This is a genomic window from Rhizobium sp. P1_E6, assembly GCF_056405875.1.
In genome coordinates, this window is sequence record NZ_JBFUBG010000043.1 from 32,623 (window position 1) to 49,031 (window position 16,409).

Annotated in this window: 17 protein-coding genes; 15 read left to right on the forward strand and 2 right to left on the reverse strand. The window is 60.1% G+C overall.

Annotated features, from left to right (window positions below):
• Positions 1-3 precede the first annotated feature (3 nt).
• Genes AC1D35_RS20185 through AC1D35_RS20215 form a run of 7 tightly spaced genes read left to right on the forward strand, consistent with a single transcriptional unit; the run spans position 4 to position 5,869 of the window.
• A complete protein-coding gene (locus AC1D35_RS20185) occupies positions 4-957 on the forward strand; it encodes an arginase family protein (RefSeq protein ID WP_477854596.1) in 954 nt (317 codons plus the stop codon).
• Entirely contained in the window at positions 954-1,307 is a 354-nt protein-coding gene (locus AC1D35_RS20190) for a DMT family transporter (RefSeq protein ID WP_113509876.1), read from the forward strand. Before AC1D35_RS20185 ends, AC1D35_RS20190 begins: the two co-directional genes overlap by 4 nt.
• Positions 1,304-2,176 carry a fatty acid desaturase gene (locus AC1D35_RS20195; RefSeq protein WP_113295842.1) on the forward strand — a complete coding sequence of 291 codons (873 nt, stop codon included), beginning with the start codon at positions 1,304-1,306 and terminating at the stop codon, positions 2,174-2,176. The genes AC1D35_RS20190 and AC1D35_RS20195 overlap by 4 nt, the downstream gene beginning before the upstream one ends.
• Positions 2,166-2,981, forward strand: coding sequence for an alpha/beta fold hydrolase (locus tag AC1D35_RS20200; protein WP_113310011.1), 816 nt, complete (start codon positions 2,166-2,168; stop codon positions 2,979-2,981). Before AC1D35_RS20195 ends, AC1D35_RS20200 begins: the two co-directional genes overlap by 11 nt.
• Positions 2,962-4,107 (forward strand): GNAT family N-acetyltransferase, encoded by a 1,146-nt coding sequence (locus AC1D35_RS20205; protein WP_477939739.1) that lies wholly within the window; start codon positions 2,962-2,964, stop codon positions 4,105-4,107. The genes AC1D35_RS20200 and AC1D35_RS20205 overlap by 20 nt, the downstream gene beginning before the upstream one ends.
• On the forward strand, positions 4,107-4,532 hold the full coding sequence (locus tag AC1D35_RS20210; RefSeq protein WP_113295845.1) for an EamA family transporter: 426 nt from the start codon (positions 4,107-4,109) through the stop codon (positions 4,530-4,532). Before AC1D35_RS20205 ends, AC1D35_RS20210 begins: the two co-directional genes overlap by 1 nt.
• Positions 4,532-5,869: a class I SAM-dependent methyltransferase gene (locus AC1D35_RS20215; protein ID WP_477939742.1), complete on the forward strand. Its 1,338-nt coding sequence runs from the start codon at positions 4,532-4,534 to the stop codon at positions 5,867-5,869. The genes AC1D35_RS20210 and AC1D35_RS20215 overlap by 1 nt, the downstream gene beginning before the upstream one ends.
• On the opposite strand, the gene AC1D35_RS20220 is transcribed toward AC1D35_RS20215, so the two are convergent.
• Positions 5,810-6,634 (reverse strand): MipA/OmpV family protein, encoded by an 825-nt coding sequence (locus AC1D35_RS20220; RefSeq protein ID WP_477939744.1) that lies wholly within the window; start codon positions 6,632-6,634, stop codon positions 5,810-5,812. The genes AC1D35_RS20215 and AC1D35_RS20220 overlap by 60 nt on opposite strands.
• Positions 6,635-6,734: 100 nt before the next feature.
• Positions 6,735-9,050 (reverse strand): caspase family protein, encoded by a 2,316-nt coding sequence (locus AC1D35_RS20225; protein ID WP_477854572.1) that lies wholly within the window; start codon positions 9,048-9,050, stop codon positions 6,735-6,737.
• A 449-nt stretch (positions 9,051-9,499) separates the two neighbouring features.
• Here AC1D35_RS20225 and AC1D35_RS20230 point away from each other — a divergent pair, with 449 nt between their 5' ends.
• From AC1D35_RS20230 to AC1D35_RS20265, 8 genes are all read left to right on the forward strand, one after another.
• Positions 9,500-9,763 carry a hypothetical protein gene (locus tag AC1D35_RS20230; RefSeq protein ID WP_477939746.1) on the forward strand — a complete coding sequence of 88 codons (264 nt, stop codon included), beginning with the start codon at positions 9,500-9,502 and terminating at the stop codon, positions 9,761-9,763.
• Positions 9,764-9,950: 187 nt separating this feature from the next.
• Entirely contained in the window at positions 9,951-10,724 is a 774-nt protein-coding gene (locus tag AC1D35_RS20235) for a DeoR/GlpR family DNA-binding transcription regulator (protein WP_477939748.1), read from the forward strand.
• A gap of 44 nt (positions 10,725-10,768) precedes the next feature.
• Positions 10,769-12,334, forward strand: coding sequence for an ABC transporter substrate-binding protein (locus AC1D35_RS20240; RefSeq protein ID WP_477939750.1), 1,566 nt, complete (start codon positions 10,769-10,771; stop codon positions 12,332-12,334).
• A 56-nt stretch (positions 12,335-12,390) separates the two neighbouring features.
• The gene (locus AC1D35_RS20245; RefSeq protein ID WP_477854569.1) at positions 12,391-13,338 is read left to right on the forward strand and encodes an ABC transporter ATP-binding protein; all 948 of its coding nucleotides are present in this window, start codon (positions 12,391-12,393) and stop codon (positions 13,336-13,338) included.
• Positions 13,335-14,351 (forward strand): ABC transporter ATP-binding protein, encoded by a 1,017-nt coding sequence (locus AC1D35_RS20250; protein ID WP_477939752.1) that lies wholly within the window; start codon positions 13,335-13,337, stop codon positions 14,349-14,351. The genes AC1D35_RS20245 and AC1D35_RS20250 overlap by 4 nt, the downstream gene beginning before the upstream one ends.
• Entirely contained in the window at positions 14,348-15,265 is a 918-nt protein-coding gene (locus AC1D35_RS20255; RefSeq protein ID WP_477854567.1) for an ABC transporter permease, read from the forward strand. The genes AC1D35_RS20250 and AC1D35_RS20255 overlap by 4 nt, the downstream gene beginning before the upstream one ends.
• 1 nt (position 15,266) lies before the next feature.
• Positions 15,267-16,133: an ABC transporter permease gene (locus tag AC1D35_RS20260; RefSeq protein WP_162748542.1), complete on the forward strand. Its 867-nt coding sequence runs from the start codon at positions 15,267-15,269 to the stop codon at positions 16,131-16,133.
• A 16-nt stretch (positions 16,134-16,149) separates the two neighbouring features.
• Positions 16,150-16,409 (forward strand): glycerophosphodiester phosphodiesterase (locus AC1D35_RS20265; protein ID WP_477939754.1); only part of this gene is annotated, 260 nt, incomplete at its 3' end.

The following is a 16,409-nucleotide window of genomic DNA, read 5'->3' on the forward strand; positions in this document are numbered from 1 at the left end:
ATGGTGCAGCTTCTCCTCCTTCATCTCGACGATGCTTTGGAGTTGCAGCCGGACTTCGTGCGCGCCTGCACGCTCGCGGGCGCGTGCCACCATGTCGACAAGCTGAGCGGGAAGACGATCAGACTGTGGGGCAGGCAGAAGATGCTTGCCGAACTCGGCCGGGACATAGCCAGATCGCTGCCGCCGCGCAGCAGAGGGCCGCAGCTTGCCTTCATGGGCTCGGGCGATTTCCATCATGTGACCGCCCTGCTGCTCGATGCCGCTCTCGAACGGCGCCCGGTTTCGACCACGCTCGTTCATTTCGACAATCACCCCGACTGGGTGAACTTCGAGGGCGGCATGCATTGCGGCTCATGGATCAACAGCGCACTTTCAAACCCTTATATCGAAAGGGTTGTTACCGTCGGGGTCTGCAGCCACGACCTGCGCAATCCCGAGCGCAAGGGCGCCAATCTGGGCCGGCTGCGGCAAGGCAAGCTCGAACTTTATCCTTACGAGCATCCACCCAGCCGCGTGAAGGCCGATTATGGCAATGGCCCGAGCTACCGCCAACACAGGGGTGCCTTGCACTGGAATTCCATCTCCGAGATTGGCGAGGAAAATTTCATCGACCGCATCCTCACCCGCATCGGCACCGAGGCAGTCTATGTCACTATCGACAAGGACGTGCTCGCCGCCGATGACGCCGTAACCAACTGGGATCAGGGGCGCATGCGGCTGCCCTATCTGATGGCGCTTGTCAGCGAGATCGGCAGCCGCCATCGCATCATTGGCGCCGATGTCGTCGGCGACTATTCGGTGCCAAGCTATGCTGGTGGCTTCGCGACCCGCCTGCTCAAGCAAGCCGAAACCTTCATCGATCAACCGCGTCTGCGGCACGCCGCCGATGCGGTGCGAAATATCAACAGCGCTGCAAATCACGCATTGCTGGAAGTCCTGGCGGAATCGATGGGATGATCGGCAGCCTCACATTGCCGATGGTCGGCCTGATCCTCTTCTGCGTGCTGGCGGAAACGGCGCGCGAGGTCTGCTTCAAGCAGGTTGCCAGCGACAGCCCGGTGCTGACGACGCTCACCAAGCCGCTGACCTGGCTCGGCATCGCCTTCTGGGCGATCGAACTGCTTGCCTGGACGGTCGTACTTGGCAGGGTGCCGCTCACCGTCGCCTTTCCGCTGATGGCGCTCAGCTATGTGGCGATCGTCATCGCCGGCGCCGTCATCTTCAGGGAAAATATCAACCTTCGTCACGCGGCGGGCGTGTTTCTCGTTACCGCCGGCGTGGCCTGTGTCGGAGCAACCGGACTATGAAAATCTTTGCTCATGCCAGGTGGGATGCCGCCCCCGTGCTTGCCGCCGTGGCACATCTCGTTTTCGACGTCTACCTGATCGTCGGCTTCCAGAGCCGGCCGCTCTGGGCCTCATTGATCCTGGGCTGCGTTTATGCCCTCTCGATATCCTGGAACATCAACAGCATCTCGCATAATTTCATCCACACCCCCTATTTCAAGCCGCGCTGGATGAATTACGCATTCAGCCTGATGGAGTCGGTGGCGATCGGCTTTTCCCAGACCTATTACCACTGGGTACATATGCGCCATCACTCCGGCAACAGTGACCGGCCGGACGAGAAAGGCGAGACGATCGATCTTCTGTCGATCTATCGTCATGGCAGGAACGGCGAACCGGAAAACGTCTGGTCCTACACGCTAAAGAGCTTCTTCCGCGACAGTCTCGGCGATATCCACAAGGCCATTGCCAAGCGGCGTCCCTTCGATGCCGCATGGGGCCGTTTCGAGCTAGTAGCCTTTCTCGGCCTGGCGGCGATTGCGCTGATCTACGACTGGAAGGCCCTACTGTTCTTCGTGCCCTTCTATTATGCCGGCAACTGCCTGTCGTCGCTCAACGGTTATTACGAGCATCTTCACGGCGATCCGGACGAACCAATCGCCTGGGGTGTGAGCAGCCACAAGCCGTTCTACAACTGGCTGTGGTTCGGCAATGGCTATCATGCCGAACATCATTATCGGCCGCGCACCCACTGGACGAAGCTTTCGGCCCTGCATGAACAGATCAAGGACGAGCAGGAAAGAGCCGGCACGCACGTGATCAGCACCTGCCATGCACTCGGCTTCATGGCTCCGGAAAACCGCGAGACGGAGCTTCGGCATGAGGTCTGAGCAATTGAGTTTCTTCCTGGAAGGCACGAATGGCAAAGGTGTGCTGCTGATCCACGGCCTGACCGGCGCACCGGCCGAGATGAAGCTTGTCGCTCGCCAGCTCAATCGTCGCGGCTACAGCGTGCATGCGCCGCTGCTGGCCGGTCATGGAGAGGATATCAGGACATTGCGCCGGACGCATTGGGAAGACTGGCTGACAAGCGTGCTGCAGGCCTCCGAATTCCTGGCCGAGCGAACGCAGGCGATATTTGCGGCCGGCATCTGCGTTGGCGGCAAGCTTTCGCTGCTTGCGGCCGAGCAGCGGCCGGATCTGATAAAGGCGGTCGCCATCTATTCGCCGTGCTTCCACTATGACGGCTGGGATGTTCCAAGACACTATGCACTGCTCTCACCGCATATCGGATGGTTGTCCCGCATCCCTTTCCTCGACCGTCTTAATTTCAGGGAGAATGACTCACTCGGCATTAAGGACGAGCGGATGCGGCGGATGGTCGAAGGCATGGTCGGCGAAGGCATGCTCGAGAAATTCCCCGGCCGCGGCATCGTCGAAATGCATCGGCTGGGCAAGGCGCTTCGCCAAACCTTGCCGCAGATCCAGACACCGACGCTGATCCTGCATGCGGAAGAAGACGATCTGAGCAATCCAAGACATGCCCTCTACATTTCCGAGCATATTGGCGGGCCGCACCAACTCAGGTGGATCAAGGACAGCTACCACATGATCCATCTCGATCGCCAGCATCGGCAGGTCGCAGCGTTCACGGCGGATTTTTTCGAGGCAAGCCATGCTGCAATTCGCGCATAAAAGTCCTTTTCCCGGAAGTGCCGAGCCCCTCACGCAGGTCCACGACACGATCCGCGCCATCGGCCGCGAGGCGTGGAACGCCTGCTTCCGCGGCCATGTCGAGGATTATGATTGCCTTCTGGCGATCGAAAGCGCCGGCATYGGCGACTTCGAGTGGCGCTACCTGACCGTCGTGGAAGACGGTAAGGTCAGCGCGGCCATGTCGGCGTTCCTGTGCCCCTATCCATTGGATACCACGCTGGAAGAGGGCATGGCGCGGCGGCTGATACGTCGCGTGCGGCAGCATGCATCGGGTTTCCTCGTTCTGCGGCTTGCCTGCCTTGGCTCGCCCTGCACGGAAACCGGYGCGATAGGTTTTCATGCCGACGTGCCGGAGGAACGTCGCGAGGGGCTGTTTGGCGAATTGCTCGCCGCCTTCGAGGCGCTTGCGGCCGAAGAGTGCTGTGCGCTGATGGGGATCAAGGATATTCCGGCACCGGTTGCCGGCGAATTCGGCACGCTGTTTTCAAAATGCGGTTATGCTGCCATCGGCGGCCTGCCGTCCGCCTGGCTCGACATCGATTTCAAGACCATCGACGACTACATGGCCCGACTGTCGGCGGGCACCCGAAAGGACATGCGGCGCAAGCTGAAATCCTTTGATGCCGTCAGGGTCGAAATCAGAACCGATATCGGCGATCTGCTTAACCGGGTGATGACGCTCTATCATGACACGCGCAATCGCAGCGAATGGCAGTTCGAGGAACTGACCCCGGCCTATTTCGAAGGCATCCTCACCCATATGGCTGGCCGCGCGTTCTGTGCACTTTATTTCGTCGGCGACGAGCTGCTCGCCGCCAACCTGATCGTTCATGACGAACGGCTCGCGATCGACAAGTTCTTTTGCATGGATGGCGAGAGAGGACGTCCCTACAATCTCTATTTCCTCAGCTGGTTCACCAATCTGCGCTATTGCCTCAGTCATGGCCTTTCCCGCTACCAGAGCGGTCAGGCTTATTATGAAAACAAGGTGCGGCTCGGCAGTCAGCTCACGTCAAACACCATGTTCTTCCGCCATCGCAATCCGCTGCTGCAGGCGCTGTTGCGGCTGGTCTCCCCGCTCTTTTCGCAGGAGCAGGCCAAGTGATGACGTCGATGCGCCTGACATGGCTCTCCGTGCCTGTCCTCAACACGCTGTTCCAGATCTTCACCAAGCTTGGCGCGACGCAGCTCGGCAATGTCGAGGGGACGACCTGGCTGGAGGATGCGTTGACCTCGCACTGGATCCTGGCGGCCGTCGTCGTCGAGATCGTCTGCTTCTTCATCTGGATGACGGTGCTCGCCGAACTCGACCTCAGCAGGGCCTTTCCGCTTTCCGGCATCAGCTACGTGTTGATCATTGCCACCGGCTGGTTCGCTTTCGGCGAACCGATCGTCGGCCTTCAGATCGTCGGCAGCGGTCTGATCCTCGCCGGTGTCTGGCTGATCGCCGGCGCAGCGCAAACGGACTCCGTCGGTGACCTAGAAGCCGGGCGCGTCCTGCCGCACGCCCATGTCAGCAAGGATCGATGATGCGGCCAACACTGAATTTCATCCTCCGTCATGGCGAAGCGGCTGCGTCGGCACTCAGCAATCGGGTCCTGGAGCGTGCACTCTCGCATATCGTCACCCGCGGTTGCCTCAATGTCACGACATCCAGTGGGCAGCAGCTTTCCTTCGGCGACKGGTCCGGAGAGCGGATGCATGTCAGCTTTGCCGACCTTGCAGCGCAGTGGGCATTCCTCATCGACGCAGATCTGCGGCTCGGCGAACTCTATATGGATCGCCGCTTTCTCATCGAACAGGGCTCGCTCCACGACTTCCTGGCGATGATGTTGCGCGAGGCGCAGAATACCAACCATCCGCTTATCGCCCGGCTGATCGACAGTGCCCGCGTCTGGTTGCGCATCTTCCGCCATCGCAATCTGCCGGCGCGCTCCAAAGCCAATGTCGCCCACCACTACGATCTGGATGGCCGGCTCTACGAAATCTTCCTCGACGCGGACCGGCAATATTCCTGCGCCTATTTCGAGAATCCCGACCAGTCGCTCGATGCGGCACAACGCGCCAAGAAGCGGCATCTCGCCGCGAAATTGCAGCTTGGGCCCGGCAAGAGCGTGCTCGATATCGGTTGCGGTTGGGGTGGGCTGGCCCTGCACATGGCCAGGCATGTACCGTGCGGGCATGTGCTTGGCATCACCCTGTCGGAGGAGCAGCATGGCTACGCCCTGAAGCGGCTTGCCGAACATGAGAGGATGGAGGCAGGCATCCAATTTTCCCTTCAGGATTATCGCAGCCTGAGCGGACGGTTCGACCGGATCGTGTCGGTTGGCATGTTCGAACATGTCGGCCTCGCATCCTACCGCGCCTTCTTCGAGAAATGTGCGGACCTGCTGGAAGATGACGGCATCATGGTTTTGCACACGATCGGCTGTTCTGCGACACCTGGCTTCACCACACCTTGGCTCGACAAATATATCTTTCCGGGCGGCTACATTCCCGCGCTGTCGGAGATCCTTCCCCAAATTGAAAAAGCCGGTCTTGCGGTTACCGATATCGAGATCCTGCGCCTGCATTATGCCTGGACGCTGGCACATTGGCGAAAGCGCTTCCTGGCGCGCTGGCACGAGGCAGCCGCACTTTACGACGAGCGCTTCTGCCGCATGTGGGAATTCTACCTTGCAAGCGCCGAAGCCGCGTTCCGCTACGAAGATCTGGTGGTTTTCCAGATTCAGTTAAGCAAGCGCAATGACGTCATTCCCGTCACGCGGGATTATATCGGCCAGCATGAGAAAGCGGCAACGCAAAGCTCAAAAGCCGATCTGGAACGAGCGGTTGAGCGTAATACCGATGACGTTCTGATCGGCTGAGCCAAGTCTTGAGGTGATCGGGCTGTCGGCGGCATCCCCCACCAGGCGGCTATATGTGTCGTAGATCTGCACGCTCCAAGTCGGTGAGAGCGTATAGGTGGCGGCCACCGTTAAACCGATGGATTTGAGACCGCCATTCGCTTTGAACGCCTCGACGCGGCCACTATTGGCAGCTTCCTCGGCGGAAACCCCGAAATTGTTGCGCATATAGGTGCCGTTTGCCAGAGACAGGCGTGGACCGGCAGACAGAAGCCAGCGATCGCCGACCGGCTGGAACCAATCGAGATAGAGATCGGCAAGCAGACCGTCGCCGCCCCACAGCGCCTGCCGTGTTTCCGCCCGCACTCGCAGGCGATCCTCTATCGGCCAGTATTGCGCAAAGACGCCGGCGTCCAGATTCCACTGGACCGAATGCAAACCCTTCAGTTCGGAATCGTCGAATGCCGACCGTCCCCCTCTCAGGCCGACGACGGGACCGATTTCGACGCCGCCGATATCGAACAGCCCGTAGTCGATATTATCGTCCGGCGCGCTGTGTTCAGGCGCTTCTCCGAGTCGCCGAAAATCGAAAGACGGCATGCCGCTGAAGGAAAGGTGCTTCGATCCTTCATACGAGGGACCGTATTCGACGGACCCGCCAAGCGTTATGATCCACTGGTTATCGGAGGATTTTGCATCCTGGCTCAAGGCCGGATGAGACCCCAGGAATATCAGCGGCAACGTTAGCGCCGCCGCCCGGAATAATGCCGTGTCCGATGAGACCATTTACGCCCTGCTCCACGTCTCGAACGTCAGCGAACGACCCCGCTCGGAGGTTGCGCCGCTGCAGTCTTTTAAAGCAATTTTCTCTTCTGTGCCAACTGCCTTAGGGACATGCAGGTAAATCTGTAACGCCGCACTTCTTCTTTTCTGCAGCCGGCGGTCTCTTCGTCAGCTGCTCGACGGTCGCCGGCTTGGGCTGAAGCTGAGGCTGAGGCTCGGATTCAGCCTGAGATTTTGGCTTAGCATGGGGTTTGAGTTCGACCTGTCGTTTGGGTTCGGCCTGCGGTTTTGGCGCAGGTGCCTGCGGCTCGCTGCTATCGGGAACGCTGGGTTTTGCCGGGGAGTTGTCGATGATTGCCGGCGCAGGCCTTGTCGACAAGCCGTTAGCGTCGGATTTCGGGGCTGTGACACCWCCCTTCAGCTTCGCATTCGGAGCTTCGGGCGAGGTCTTGGCAATCTGGCTTTGACCTTTGTCGGCAGGCGTATTGGTGTCGGGCAACTGCGGCTGGCCCTTTGAACCGGGAGCCGCCCGCGCGTCGGGATTTGCGCTCTGAAGCGGTGGTTGGGCGACCGTCGTCGGATGATGCGCCGCATTGGGCTCTGCTCCGGACGGCGGCGTTTTTTCTGCAGGAGCCGCTTGCGGCTTGTTCGCCAGTGTGCCGGCGAGCGGAAGCGGCTGGCCATTGGCGCCGGGAAGCGCGTGGGAGGCAGTGGTCTGTGTTTGCGGCTGTGGTGCCTGTGTCTTTGTCTTTGTCTGTGGCTGGGGCTGGACCGAAGGAACGGGCGCCGGCGCCAAACCGGCTCCAGGTATCGGTTTTTCTGCTGCGGCCGGGACTTGCCTTTGCAAAACCGCAGCCTTTTTCTGCACCGAGGGCGGCAGGGCAACGTGAAGCGCAGCTGTACCCGCCGCGGCGATGGCGGCCGCACCGGCAAGCTTGTTTCCCGTCGGCCATCCGGGCGTAGCCGATGCCGCCTCGTTCCCGTTGACAACCGTGTTGTTGACGACCGTGTTGTGAATGTTGTTGAAAATGATGTTGTTTTCGGGCGGCACGATATCACGCGGGAGTTCCACCCATTCGGGGACCGGAACGAAGACGGGCGCCGGTAGCACGTAGAGATCGACCGGTGGCCTGGGCGGCGCAAGCATTACGAAATCTGGCGGCGGCGGTGCCAGGAAGACGACGGGCGGCGACGGCGCATAACCGAAGTCGGCATCATCGAAATACAAGACAGGCCGGTCGACATAGACGATTTCCGGTGGTGGTGGAGGCGGCACGTCATACTCGATCACCGAAAATGACGGGGGCGGCTCGAGTGCTGCCTCGAAATGTTCCAGACGACGGCGGGCATCCCAGACATGGGGACCACGCGGATAACGTCCCAGATAGGACCAATAGGCCTCCGGCGTATCCGCATTCCAGGTTTCACGCCAGGTGATCGCTTCGCGACGCGCTGCAATGATCGCACGCACCCGCCTTGCCATGGAGTCGTTCGGATAGGCTGCCAGGAAATCCTCGTAACCACGCATCGTGTCGCGATCGAGCGCGGCGAAATAGGCATCGCGCTCATCGAAATCACCGATCGGCTTCATCCGGATCGTGGCATTGTCGTAGCTGGACAGCTGCGCGGCCGGAGGATTGGGACCGCGGTCGAAAAACGCAAAGGCGTTCTTGAATTTGGAAGCATTCCAGGAAATCTGCGCGCCCTTGGTCAGATCGCTGACCCGCAACCGTGTCCGGTCAAACACGTCATCGAGCGCAATGCCGCCGATGCGGATCATTTCCGCCAGGGCATGGGCATAGGAACCATAGGGGCCGCCTTCCTCCGGGGCGACGGTGCCCGGCGCGGCATTGAAGGCAATCAGCTGATTGGCGTCCGGATCGACGAGTGCCAGACCACCGGCCAGCGGCTGATTGGACTGCACGAAGGGATTGGCTCTTGCAGCATCGAGCACGACGATGCTGCCGCGATTGTTGATGCCGGCCAGCGATCTCGTGAAATCGGTTATCCGCAGAGCTTCGACCGGCACATCCGTGGCATTGGCGATCTGGGCGTCGACCGGCACGAAATAGTTATCGCCCTGATATTGCACTCCGTAGCCTGCCAGATAAACGAAAATGACGGTATCGGGTCCCGATGCATTCGCTTTCGTCAGAAAGTCCCGCATCGCGTCGCGCAATCCATTCTGGTCGAGGTCGCGCGCGCCGATCACGTCGAAGCCGGCCGCCTGCAGCGTTTGCGCAATCAGCCCGGCATCGTTGGCCGGGGTCGGCAAGGCGCCTGCCTTATAGGCGGCATTACCCACGACGAATGCCATTCTCTTTTCAGGGGAACCTTGCGCTTCGACTGGATCTACCGAAGCGATGCCAGCCAGAACCAGGGCGACGGCAAAGAATGTCCAGATCGCCTTTCTAGCCATTCCTATTGTCCGAAGAAAAGAAGGCATACAGGTTTTTCCAATCAACATGTGATGCAGTTCACTGTGAGTCCCCGCAAAGTCGGGGCCAGCCATATGAGCTTTCGCCAGAGATCGGCTGGCGAGCTTCGTATCTCTCTCTAGCAATCGTTTATGAGCGCGGGATTAGGCGTAACTGAAGTGAAACTGAAGACAGCCCGGCCCCCTGGCAAGCCGGCGACATCCACTCGAGGGCGTGCACAGGGTTGGAGCGGCCACAGGATGGGCCGAGCTTCCTAAACGTGCAGCCCGACGAGACTGTCCCCCAGCCATTCGCAGGCACAGTGCGTCGAGTGGCCGCCGACTTCTGGCGAGTCGGAGCTCTCCGCATAGCAGTCGCGCGGCGACACGCGCGAAAGCAGAAATTTGCGTCACACGAGGGCGTGAGGAAGGGCAGCCGCAGGAGCGTCAGCGTGCGCGATCCGAAGGAGACGCGGGACCAACTGCCCCACGACCGCGTGTTCCGCCTGCATGCCGCGCCAGGCGTCACCCTGATCGCGACGGCACAGGAGGACGTCAACGACACTCCGGATGTGAAGCGGTTCTGGAATTGGTCAGGCCTGACCATCGTGGACCTGCGACACGTTCACAGGAGGCGTGTCCTCAAATGGGATATTCAGCTCTGGAGCCAACCGGYCCGCCATCGTCATTTCTCGCGGCACAAAGACACTTTCTAATGCGCCCACCAGTGGTGAATGATAATTGAGCGATATCGCTCAATTGTCTCGACCTACCGTGAAATTTTTTGATTTGCGGGGCACGGATAGGATGCCAGCACGCCGAATGTCATGAATTCTTCATTTGACTCAAGATGTATTGCGATCATAATTTGAGCGAAATACATCATTTTGAGGACAACGCTACGTGCTAACCGCAGCTCAGGACCGCCAGGCAAAAATCGTTGAACTTCTGAAAGAAGAGCAGTTTCTGGGCATCGGGATGCTCACCGAGCGGTTTGAAGTTTCCGTCGCGACCGTTCGTCGCGACCTCGGGGAGTTGGAGGAAGCGGGCCTCCTGCGCCGGACACACGGTGGTGCGCTCAACATCAATCAGGTTGCCCTCGATAAGAGCAATRCGGCCCGCTCCATTTGGAAACAGGCTGAGAAGGCGGCGATCGCCGCTGTAGTCGCGGAAATGATCGCTGATGGCGACACGGTGCTTCTCGATGCGGGTACCACGGCGCTCGAAGTCGCCAAGCGACTCACGGGCCGAAGCAGCCTCACATTCATTTCGAACGGCCTCGACATCATCGCCGAACTGACCCGTTTCGACGGCCAGAACATTTACGCGGTCGGCGGGGAATATACCGAAACGAACCGATCCTTCCGCGGGCCATTGGCAGAGCAGCTCATTCGCCAGTTCAATGTCGACAAGCTCATTCTCAACGCCGCCTCGATTGATATGGATCGCGGATTGGTCTGCACCGTGGAACCGGTGAACGCAAGTGTGGCGCGCGCCATGATCGAGGTATCGCGCCGCGTGATCGTTGTGGCGGACCACTCGAAATTCACGAAATCCAGCCTGTCGGTCGTCGCCAGGATCGAAGACCTCGGCGTCATTGTGACCGACGCCGGCGCGAAATCCATCATCGACGCAGCTCCCGAACAGCTGCGCAAGAAGTTCGTCATCGCGAACTGAGCAAATCCAAGTTTTCATCAACAGCATCTCGCCAGGAGAAACAGATGCTCAAGACAAGCCGCAGAAAGTTCATGATCGGCGCAAGCGTTGCAGCGCTTGCCTCGGCCACAAGTGCCCAGTTTGCCTTTTCGGCGGAACGCCGTGCGCTGAAGATCGGCGTCAATGGCATTCCCGTTACGCTGGAACCGATTAATGCGATCAGCAACGTCGGTCCTCGCATCGTCAACCAGATTTTCGACACGCTGCTTGCGCGCGACTTTTTCGGAAAAGTTGCATCGGGCAACGGCATCGATCTGATGCCGTCGCTGGCCGAAAGCTGGGAACGGATCGACGACAAGTCGGTCCGCTTCAGACTGCGCCAGAAGGTCATGTTCCACAATGGCGTCGAGATGACCGCAGACGACGTCGCCTACACGTTCTCCTCCGAACGGCTGTGGGGACCCGATGCGATCAAGACGATTCCACTCGGTGGCGCCTACTCGCTCGACTTCGACGACGCACTCGTCGAGGATAGGTACACGGTCGTCCTGCGCACGAAGACGCCGACCCCTCTGACCGAGTCCTACGTTGCGTCCTGGATGGGGCGCATCGTTCCCAAGGACTATTACAAGTCGCTCGGAACGGTCGCGTTCGGTAACAAGCCGGTCGGCACGGGCCCCTATAAGTTCGTCGAGTTCGTCGCCAACGATCGCGTCGTCGTCGAAGCCAATGACGACTACTGGGGAGTGAAGCCGACCGCATCAAAAATCACCTACCAGCTCGTGGCCGAACCGGCGACGCGTGTCGCCGGCCTCATCAGCGGCGAATATGATATCGTCACCACGCTGACGCCGGACGACATGCCGATGATCAATGGCTACTCGGATCTGGAAACGCGTGGAAACGTCGTCGAAAATTTCCACATGTTCACGTTCAACATGAACCAGCCGATCTTCCAGTCGAAGATGCTGCGCCGCGCGCTGGCACTTGCGGTCAACCGCCCGCTGCTGGTCGAGTCCCTGTGGCACAACAAGGCGATTATTCCGCACGGCTTCAACTTTCCGAACTATGGCAAGACCTTCGATCCCGATCGCCGCGCTCTGGCCTATGACATCGAGGAGGCAAAGCGCCTCGTGAAGGAAAGCGGCTACGACGGCTCGCCGATCACCTACCACACGATGGGCAACTATTACGCCAACGCCACCCCCGCATTGTTGATGATGATCGAGATGTGGAAGCAGATGGGCGTCAACGTGGTGCCGAAGGTCTATGCTCCCGGCGCAGCTCCGAAGGACCAGGACAGCTACATGCGCAACTGGTCGAACGGCCAGTGGCTGACCGACGCCTGGGCGACGATGGTTTGCGAATTCGGCCCGAAGGGCCAGGTTCAGAAGCGTTGGGGCTGGAAGGCTCCGGCGGAATTCAACGAGCTGTGCACCAAGGTCTCCCAGATGCCCGACGGCAAGGAGCGGTTCGACGCCTTCAATCGCCTGCGCGACATCTTCGAGGAAGAGGCGCCGGCGGTCATCCTCTACCAGCCGTTCGACGTCTACGCTGCCCGCAAGGACGTGCACTGGAATCCGATCAGCTTCGAGATGATGGAATTCCGCAACAATCTCAGCTTCGGCTGACGCCAGCAAACGAACTTGCGGCGCGCATTCGTGCGCACCGCATCCTGGAGGCGGCCATGTCCGATTTTCTGACCGTTCGCGACCTCGTCGTCGAGGTTCCCGCGCGGAACATCAAAATCCTCGACGGCATCAGTTTTTCGCTCGAAAGCGGGCAAACGCTCGGCCTCGTCGGTGAATCCGGCTGCGGCAAGTCGATAACCTGCTATGCGGTTGCCAGCATGCTGCCACGCGGCATTACCCGCGCGAGTGGCAGCGTGACCATCCAAAACAGCGCTCCAACCGGGGTGAAGGCAAAGGCCCCGAAGATCGCGATGATCTTTCAGGATCCGACCAGCAGTCTCAATCCAGTTCACACGATCGGCTATTATCTGGAATCGGCGCTTCATCGCCATCAAGGTTTGAAAGGCAGCGACGCAAGGCTGGAAGCGATGCGACTTCTGGAGCGCGTCGGCATCGATCGCGCCAGGAGCAGGATGCGTGCCTATCCTCATCAATTTTCCGGCGGCATGAACCAGCGTGTCATGATCGCTCATGCGCTTGCCGCGAAACCTCAATTGCTGATCGCCGACGAGCCGACGACAGCGCTCGATGTCACGATGCAGGCCCAGATCCTGCATCTACTCGAAGAGCTGAAAGCGGAGACCGGCATGGCGCTGATGATCGTGTCCCACGATCTCGGCGTCATCGCACGCCTCGCCGACAAAGCGGCCGTCATGTATTGCGGCAAGATCATCGAGACGTCGCCCGTGGCCGAACTGCTCCAGCGACCGGCGCATCCCTATGCGCGCGCCCTGGTCGACTGCATGCCAAGCATCGATCCGAACGATCTCGAACCGCCGGCTCCTATCCCTGGTTCCGTGCCGCTGCTCGATAGCCTTCCGCCGGGATGCCATTTTCATCCACGCTGTCCGCGCGCAAGCGCCGAATGCTCCGTCGGTTTCCCCGCCCCCGCCACCATCGGCCCCGTCCATGAGGCTTCCTGTTACCATCCGGTGGCCGCATGAGCGCGCCTTTCCTTCAGGCCACGGGGCTGACCAAGGTGTTCCGACACAAGACCGGCTTTTTCGCGAGGCCGACCAGCCAGCTTGCAGTGAATGCGATCAGTCTGAACCTTGCGGCTCGCGAACGCATCGGTGTGGTCGGAGAATCCGGAAGCGGCAAGTCAACCCTTGGCCGACTTCTGCTCGGACTGACGGAACCGACAGGCGGCGACGTCTGCTTCGAAGGTGTCAATCACAAGCGGCGCCAGGCCGACGACTGGAGAGCATTCCGCATCCGCACCGCATTGGTACAGCAGAACCCGCTTTCAGCCCTTAATCCGCAAATGTCCATCGGGCAGCAGATCGCCGAGGGGCTGCTTGTACATCGCATCACCGATCGGGCGGGTGCCGACGAACGCGTCGCCGCCATGCTCGAGCGTGTTGGACTGTCGAGCGCGATGATGAACCGCTATCCTCACCAGATGTCGGGAGGTCAGCGACAGCGCGTGGTAATCGCCAGAGCGTTGATCCTCGACCCAAAGCTGGTCGTCTTTGACGAAGCCGTGTCCGCGCTCGACGTATCCGTTCAGGCTCAGGTTGTCGCACTCCTGCGGTCTCTCTGGCAGGAGCTCGACCTGGCCTATGTCTTCATCACCCATGATCTGCGTATCGTGCGCTATCTCGTCGATCGCATCGCCGTCATGTATCTCGGCCGCATCGTGGAGACGGGCGACATCCGATCTGTCTACGAATGGCCGCGCCATCCCTATACGCGTGCTCTGCTCGCCTCCGTCCCCAGCATGGACCCGACAGTTCGCAACATCGAGCCGCCCATCAAGGGAGAACTCGATACGTCGGCAATATCGAAAGGCTGCGCCTTCCGATCGCGCTGTCCCTTCGCGCTCGACAGGTGTGCAACCGAAACACCCGAGCTTCGGGCTGTGGCCGGCCAACAGACAGCATGTCATCGTGCCGAGGAATTTCCGCAGGCGATCGCACCGCAAAGTGCGGTAACGCAGAAGGAGATGGCGCTATGATGGCCTTCATCCTTGCCCGCCTCATCCGGGCCATCGTGGTCCTCTTATTCACCGTTACGCTCGTCTTTGTCGTTCTGCGGTTGAGTGGCGATCCCGCCCAGCAGATGCTCTCCGACAATGCTGGTCCCGAGGCGCTTGCAGCCTTCAATGCCAAATGGGGCCTGGACCGATCGATCCCGGAGCAATATCTGTATTACGTCGCAAATGCCCTGCGTGGCGATTTCGGCGTTTCGTTCGCGGACGGGCGTGAGGTCTTCACCGTCATCAGCGAACGAATTCCCAAAACACTTGCCGTAACGATCTCTGCCTTCATCCTCAGCATCCTGGTCGGCGTGCCGGCCGGGATCATTGCAGCCGTGCGGCGCGATGACGCCCTCGACAAGGGCGTGATGGCGGCAGCGGTACTAGGCTACAGCGTTCCGAACTTCCTGCTCGGCCTGGTCTTCATCTTTATCTTCGCCGTCTGGCTTCGCGTATTGCCGAGTTCGGGCAGTTCGACCTGGAACCATGCGATCCTGCCGGTCGCGACCTTTGCTCTGTTCAACGCGGCGGCCGTGGCGCGCTTCATGCGCTCCACCCTGATCGACGTGCTAGGCGAGCCCTATATCGCAGCCGCTCGCGCCGACGGCATCCCGCACTGGGAGATCATTCTCCGCCACGCGCTTCCCAATGCCGCGATCCCGATGGTGACGACACTCGGCTTCGTCGCCGGCGGCCTGCTCGGCGGCTCCGCGCTCATCGAGCCGGTCTTTTCCTGGCCCGGTCTCGGCAGCGGGTTCGTGAACGCGACAAACACCGGAGACCTCCCCGTGATACAGGCGATGATCGTGCTGTTTACGGCCTTCATGGTCGCGATCAACCTGACCGTCGATGTCCTCTATGCGGTTCTCAATCCGAAAATCAGGAAGCACTGACATGACGGCAGCGCCCTCATCCCGCTCGATGCGCAGCACGATATCGGCTCCGTTTGTCCGCATGCCGGGCAGCATCGCCCTATGCTGCGCATGGATCGCCGTCGTGGTTATCGCCGGCATCACGGGCCGATGGTCGGCCCCTTTCGATTATACGCATCAGGATCCGCTTGCGCGGTTCGCGCGGCCGCTCGCATCCGTCGCCCATCTTCTTGGAACCGATTACCTGGGACGGGACATCGTCAGCAATCTGCTGATCGCGACCCAGACGACATTGATGATTGCGCTCGTCGGATCGCTCATCTGCGCCTTGATCGGAACGAGCCTCGGCCTGCTTGCCGCTCATTTCGGCGGCTGGATCGACAATGCCATCATGGGCTTTGCCGATGCGATGGCGGCGGTGCCGTTTATCATCGTTGCGCTCAGCGTTCTCGCGCTCCTCGGTTCCAGCCCGCTGCTGTTCGTCTTTCTCGTCGGTTTTGCAAGCTGGGAACGCTATGCGCGACTGACGCGCGGCCTCGTCATCAGTGCCAAGGAAGAGGGCTATGCGGAAGCGGCCCGTATTGTCGGCGTTCCACCAATGCGCATTTATCTGCGTCATATGCTGCCGAACATCGCCGGTCCGCTCATCGTGCAGTTCACCATCAACTTCCCGGAAATCATCCTCCTGGAAAGCGGCTTGAGTTTTCTCGGGCTCGGCATCCAGCCGCCCGAGACCAGTCTCGGGCTGATGGTGGCCGACGGCCGGAACTACCTGGCGATCGCCTGGTGGCTCGCAGCATTCCCCGGTGCCGTCATCGTTCTCACGACCCTGTCGATCAGCCTGCTCGGCGACTACCTGCGCGACCGGCTCGACGCGCGCCTCCGTTAATTGAAAGGAAATAGGCATGAACCCGCTCAGAATGACGATTGAAAACATGCGCCTCGGCGGCCACCGCGGCCATAGCGCCGGCGCGCCGGAAAACACGCTCGCCGCATTTAAAAAGACTTTCGAGTTTGTCGGTCCGCTGGCCACCTGCGAGACCGATCTCAGCATCACCAGTGATGGCGAACTCATCCTGATGCACGATAAGACCGTCGACCGCACCACCAACGGTCACGGCATCGTGCAAAAGATGACCTATTCGGAAATCTCCAAGCTCGATGC

What these genes read in the sequence shown, in the direction of transcription:
- AC1D35_RS20210 (WP_113295845.1), top strand. Translation starts at nt 4,107, where the DNA reads ATGACGTCGATGCGCCTGACATGGCTCTCCGTGCCTGTCCTCAACACG.
- AC1D35_RS20240 (WP_477939750.1), top strand. Translation starts at nt 10,769, where the DNA reads ATGCTCAAGACAAGCCGCAGAAAGTTCATGATCGGCGCAAGCGTTGCA.
- AC1D35_RS20195 (WP_113295842.1), top strand. Translation starts at nt 1,304, where the DNA reads ATGAAAATCTTTGCTCATGCCAGGTGGGATGCCGCCCCCGTGCTTGCC.
- AC1D35_RS20260 (WP_162748542.1), top strand. Translation starts at nt 15,267, where the DNA reads ATGACGGCAGCGCCCTCATCCCGCTCGATGCGCAGCACGATATCGGCT.
- AC1D35_RS20200 (WP_113310011.1), top strand. Translation starts at nt 2,166, where the DNA reads ATGAGGTCTGAGCAATTGAGTTTCTTCCTGGAAGGCACGAATGGCAAA.
- AC1D35_RS20220 (WP_477939744.1), bottom strand. Translation starts at nt 6,634, where the DNA reads ATGGTCTCATCGGACACGGCATTATTCCGGGCGGCGGCGCTAACGTTG.
- AC1D35_RS20245 (WP_477854569.1), top strand. Translation starts at nt 12,391, where the DNA reads ATGTCCGATTTTCTGACCGTTCGCGACCTCGTCGTCGAGGTTCCCGCG.
- AC1D35_RS20250 (WP_477939752.1), top strand. Translation starts at nt 13,335, where the DNA reads ATGAGCGCGCCTTTCCTTCAGGCCACGGGGCTGACCAAGGTGTTCCGA.
- AC1D35_RS20190 (WP_113509876.1), top strand. Translation starts at nt 954, where the DNA reads ATGATCGGCAGCCTCACATTGCCGATGGTCGGCCTGATCCTCTTCTGC.
- AC1D35_RS20255 (WP_477854567.1), top strand. Translation starts at nt 14,348, where the DNA reads ATGATGGCCTTCATCCTTGCCCGCCTCATCCGGGCCATCGTGGTCCTC.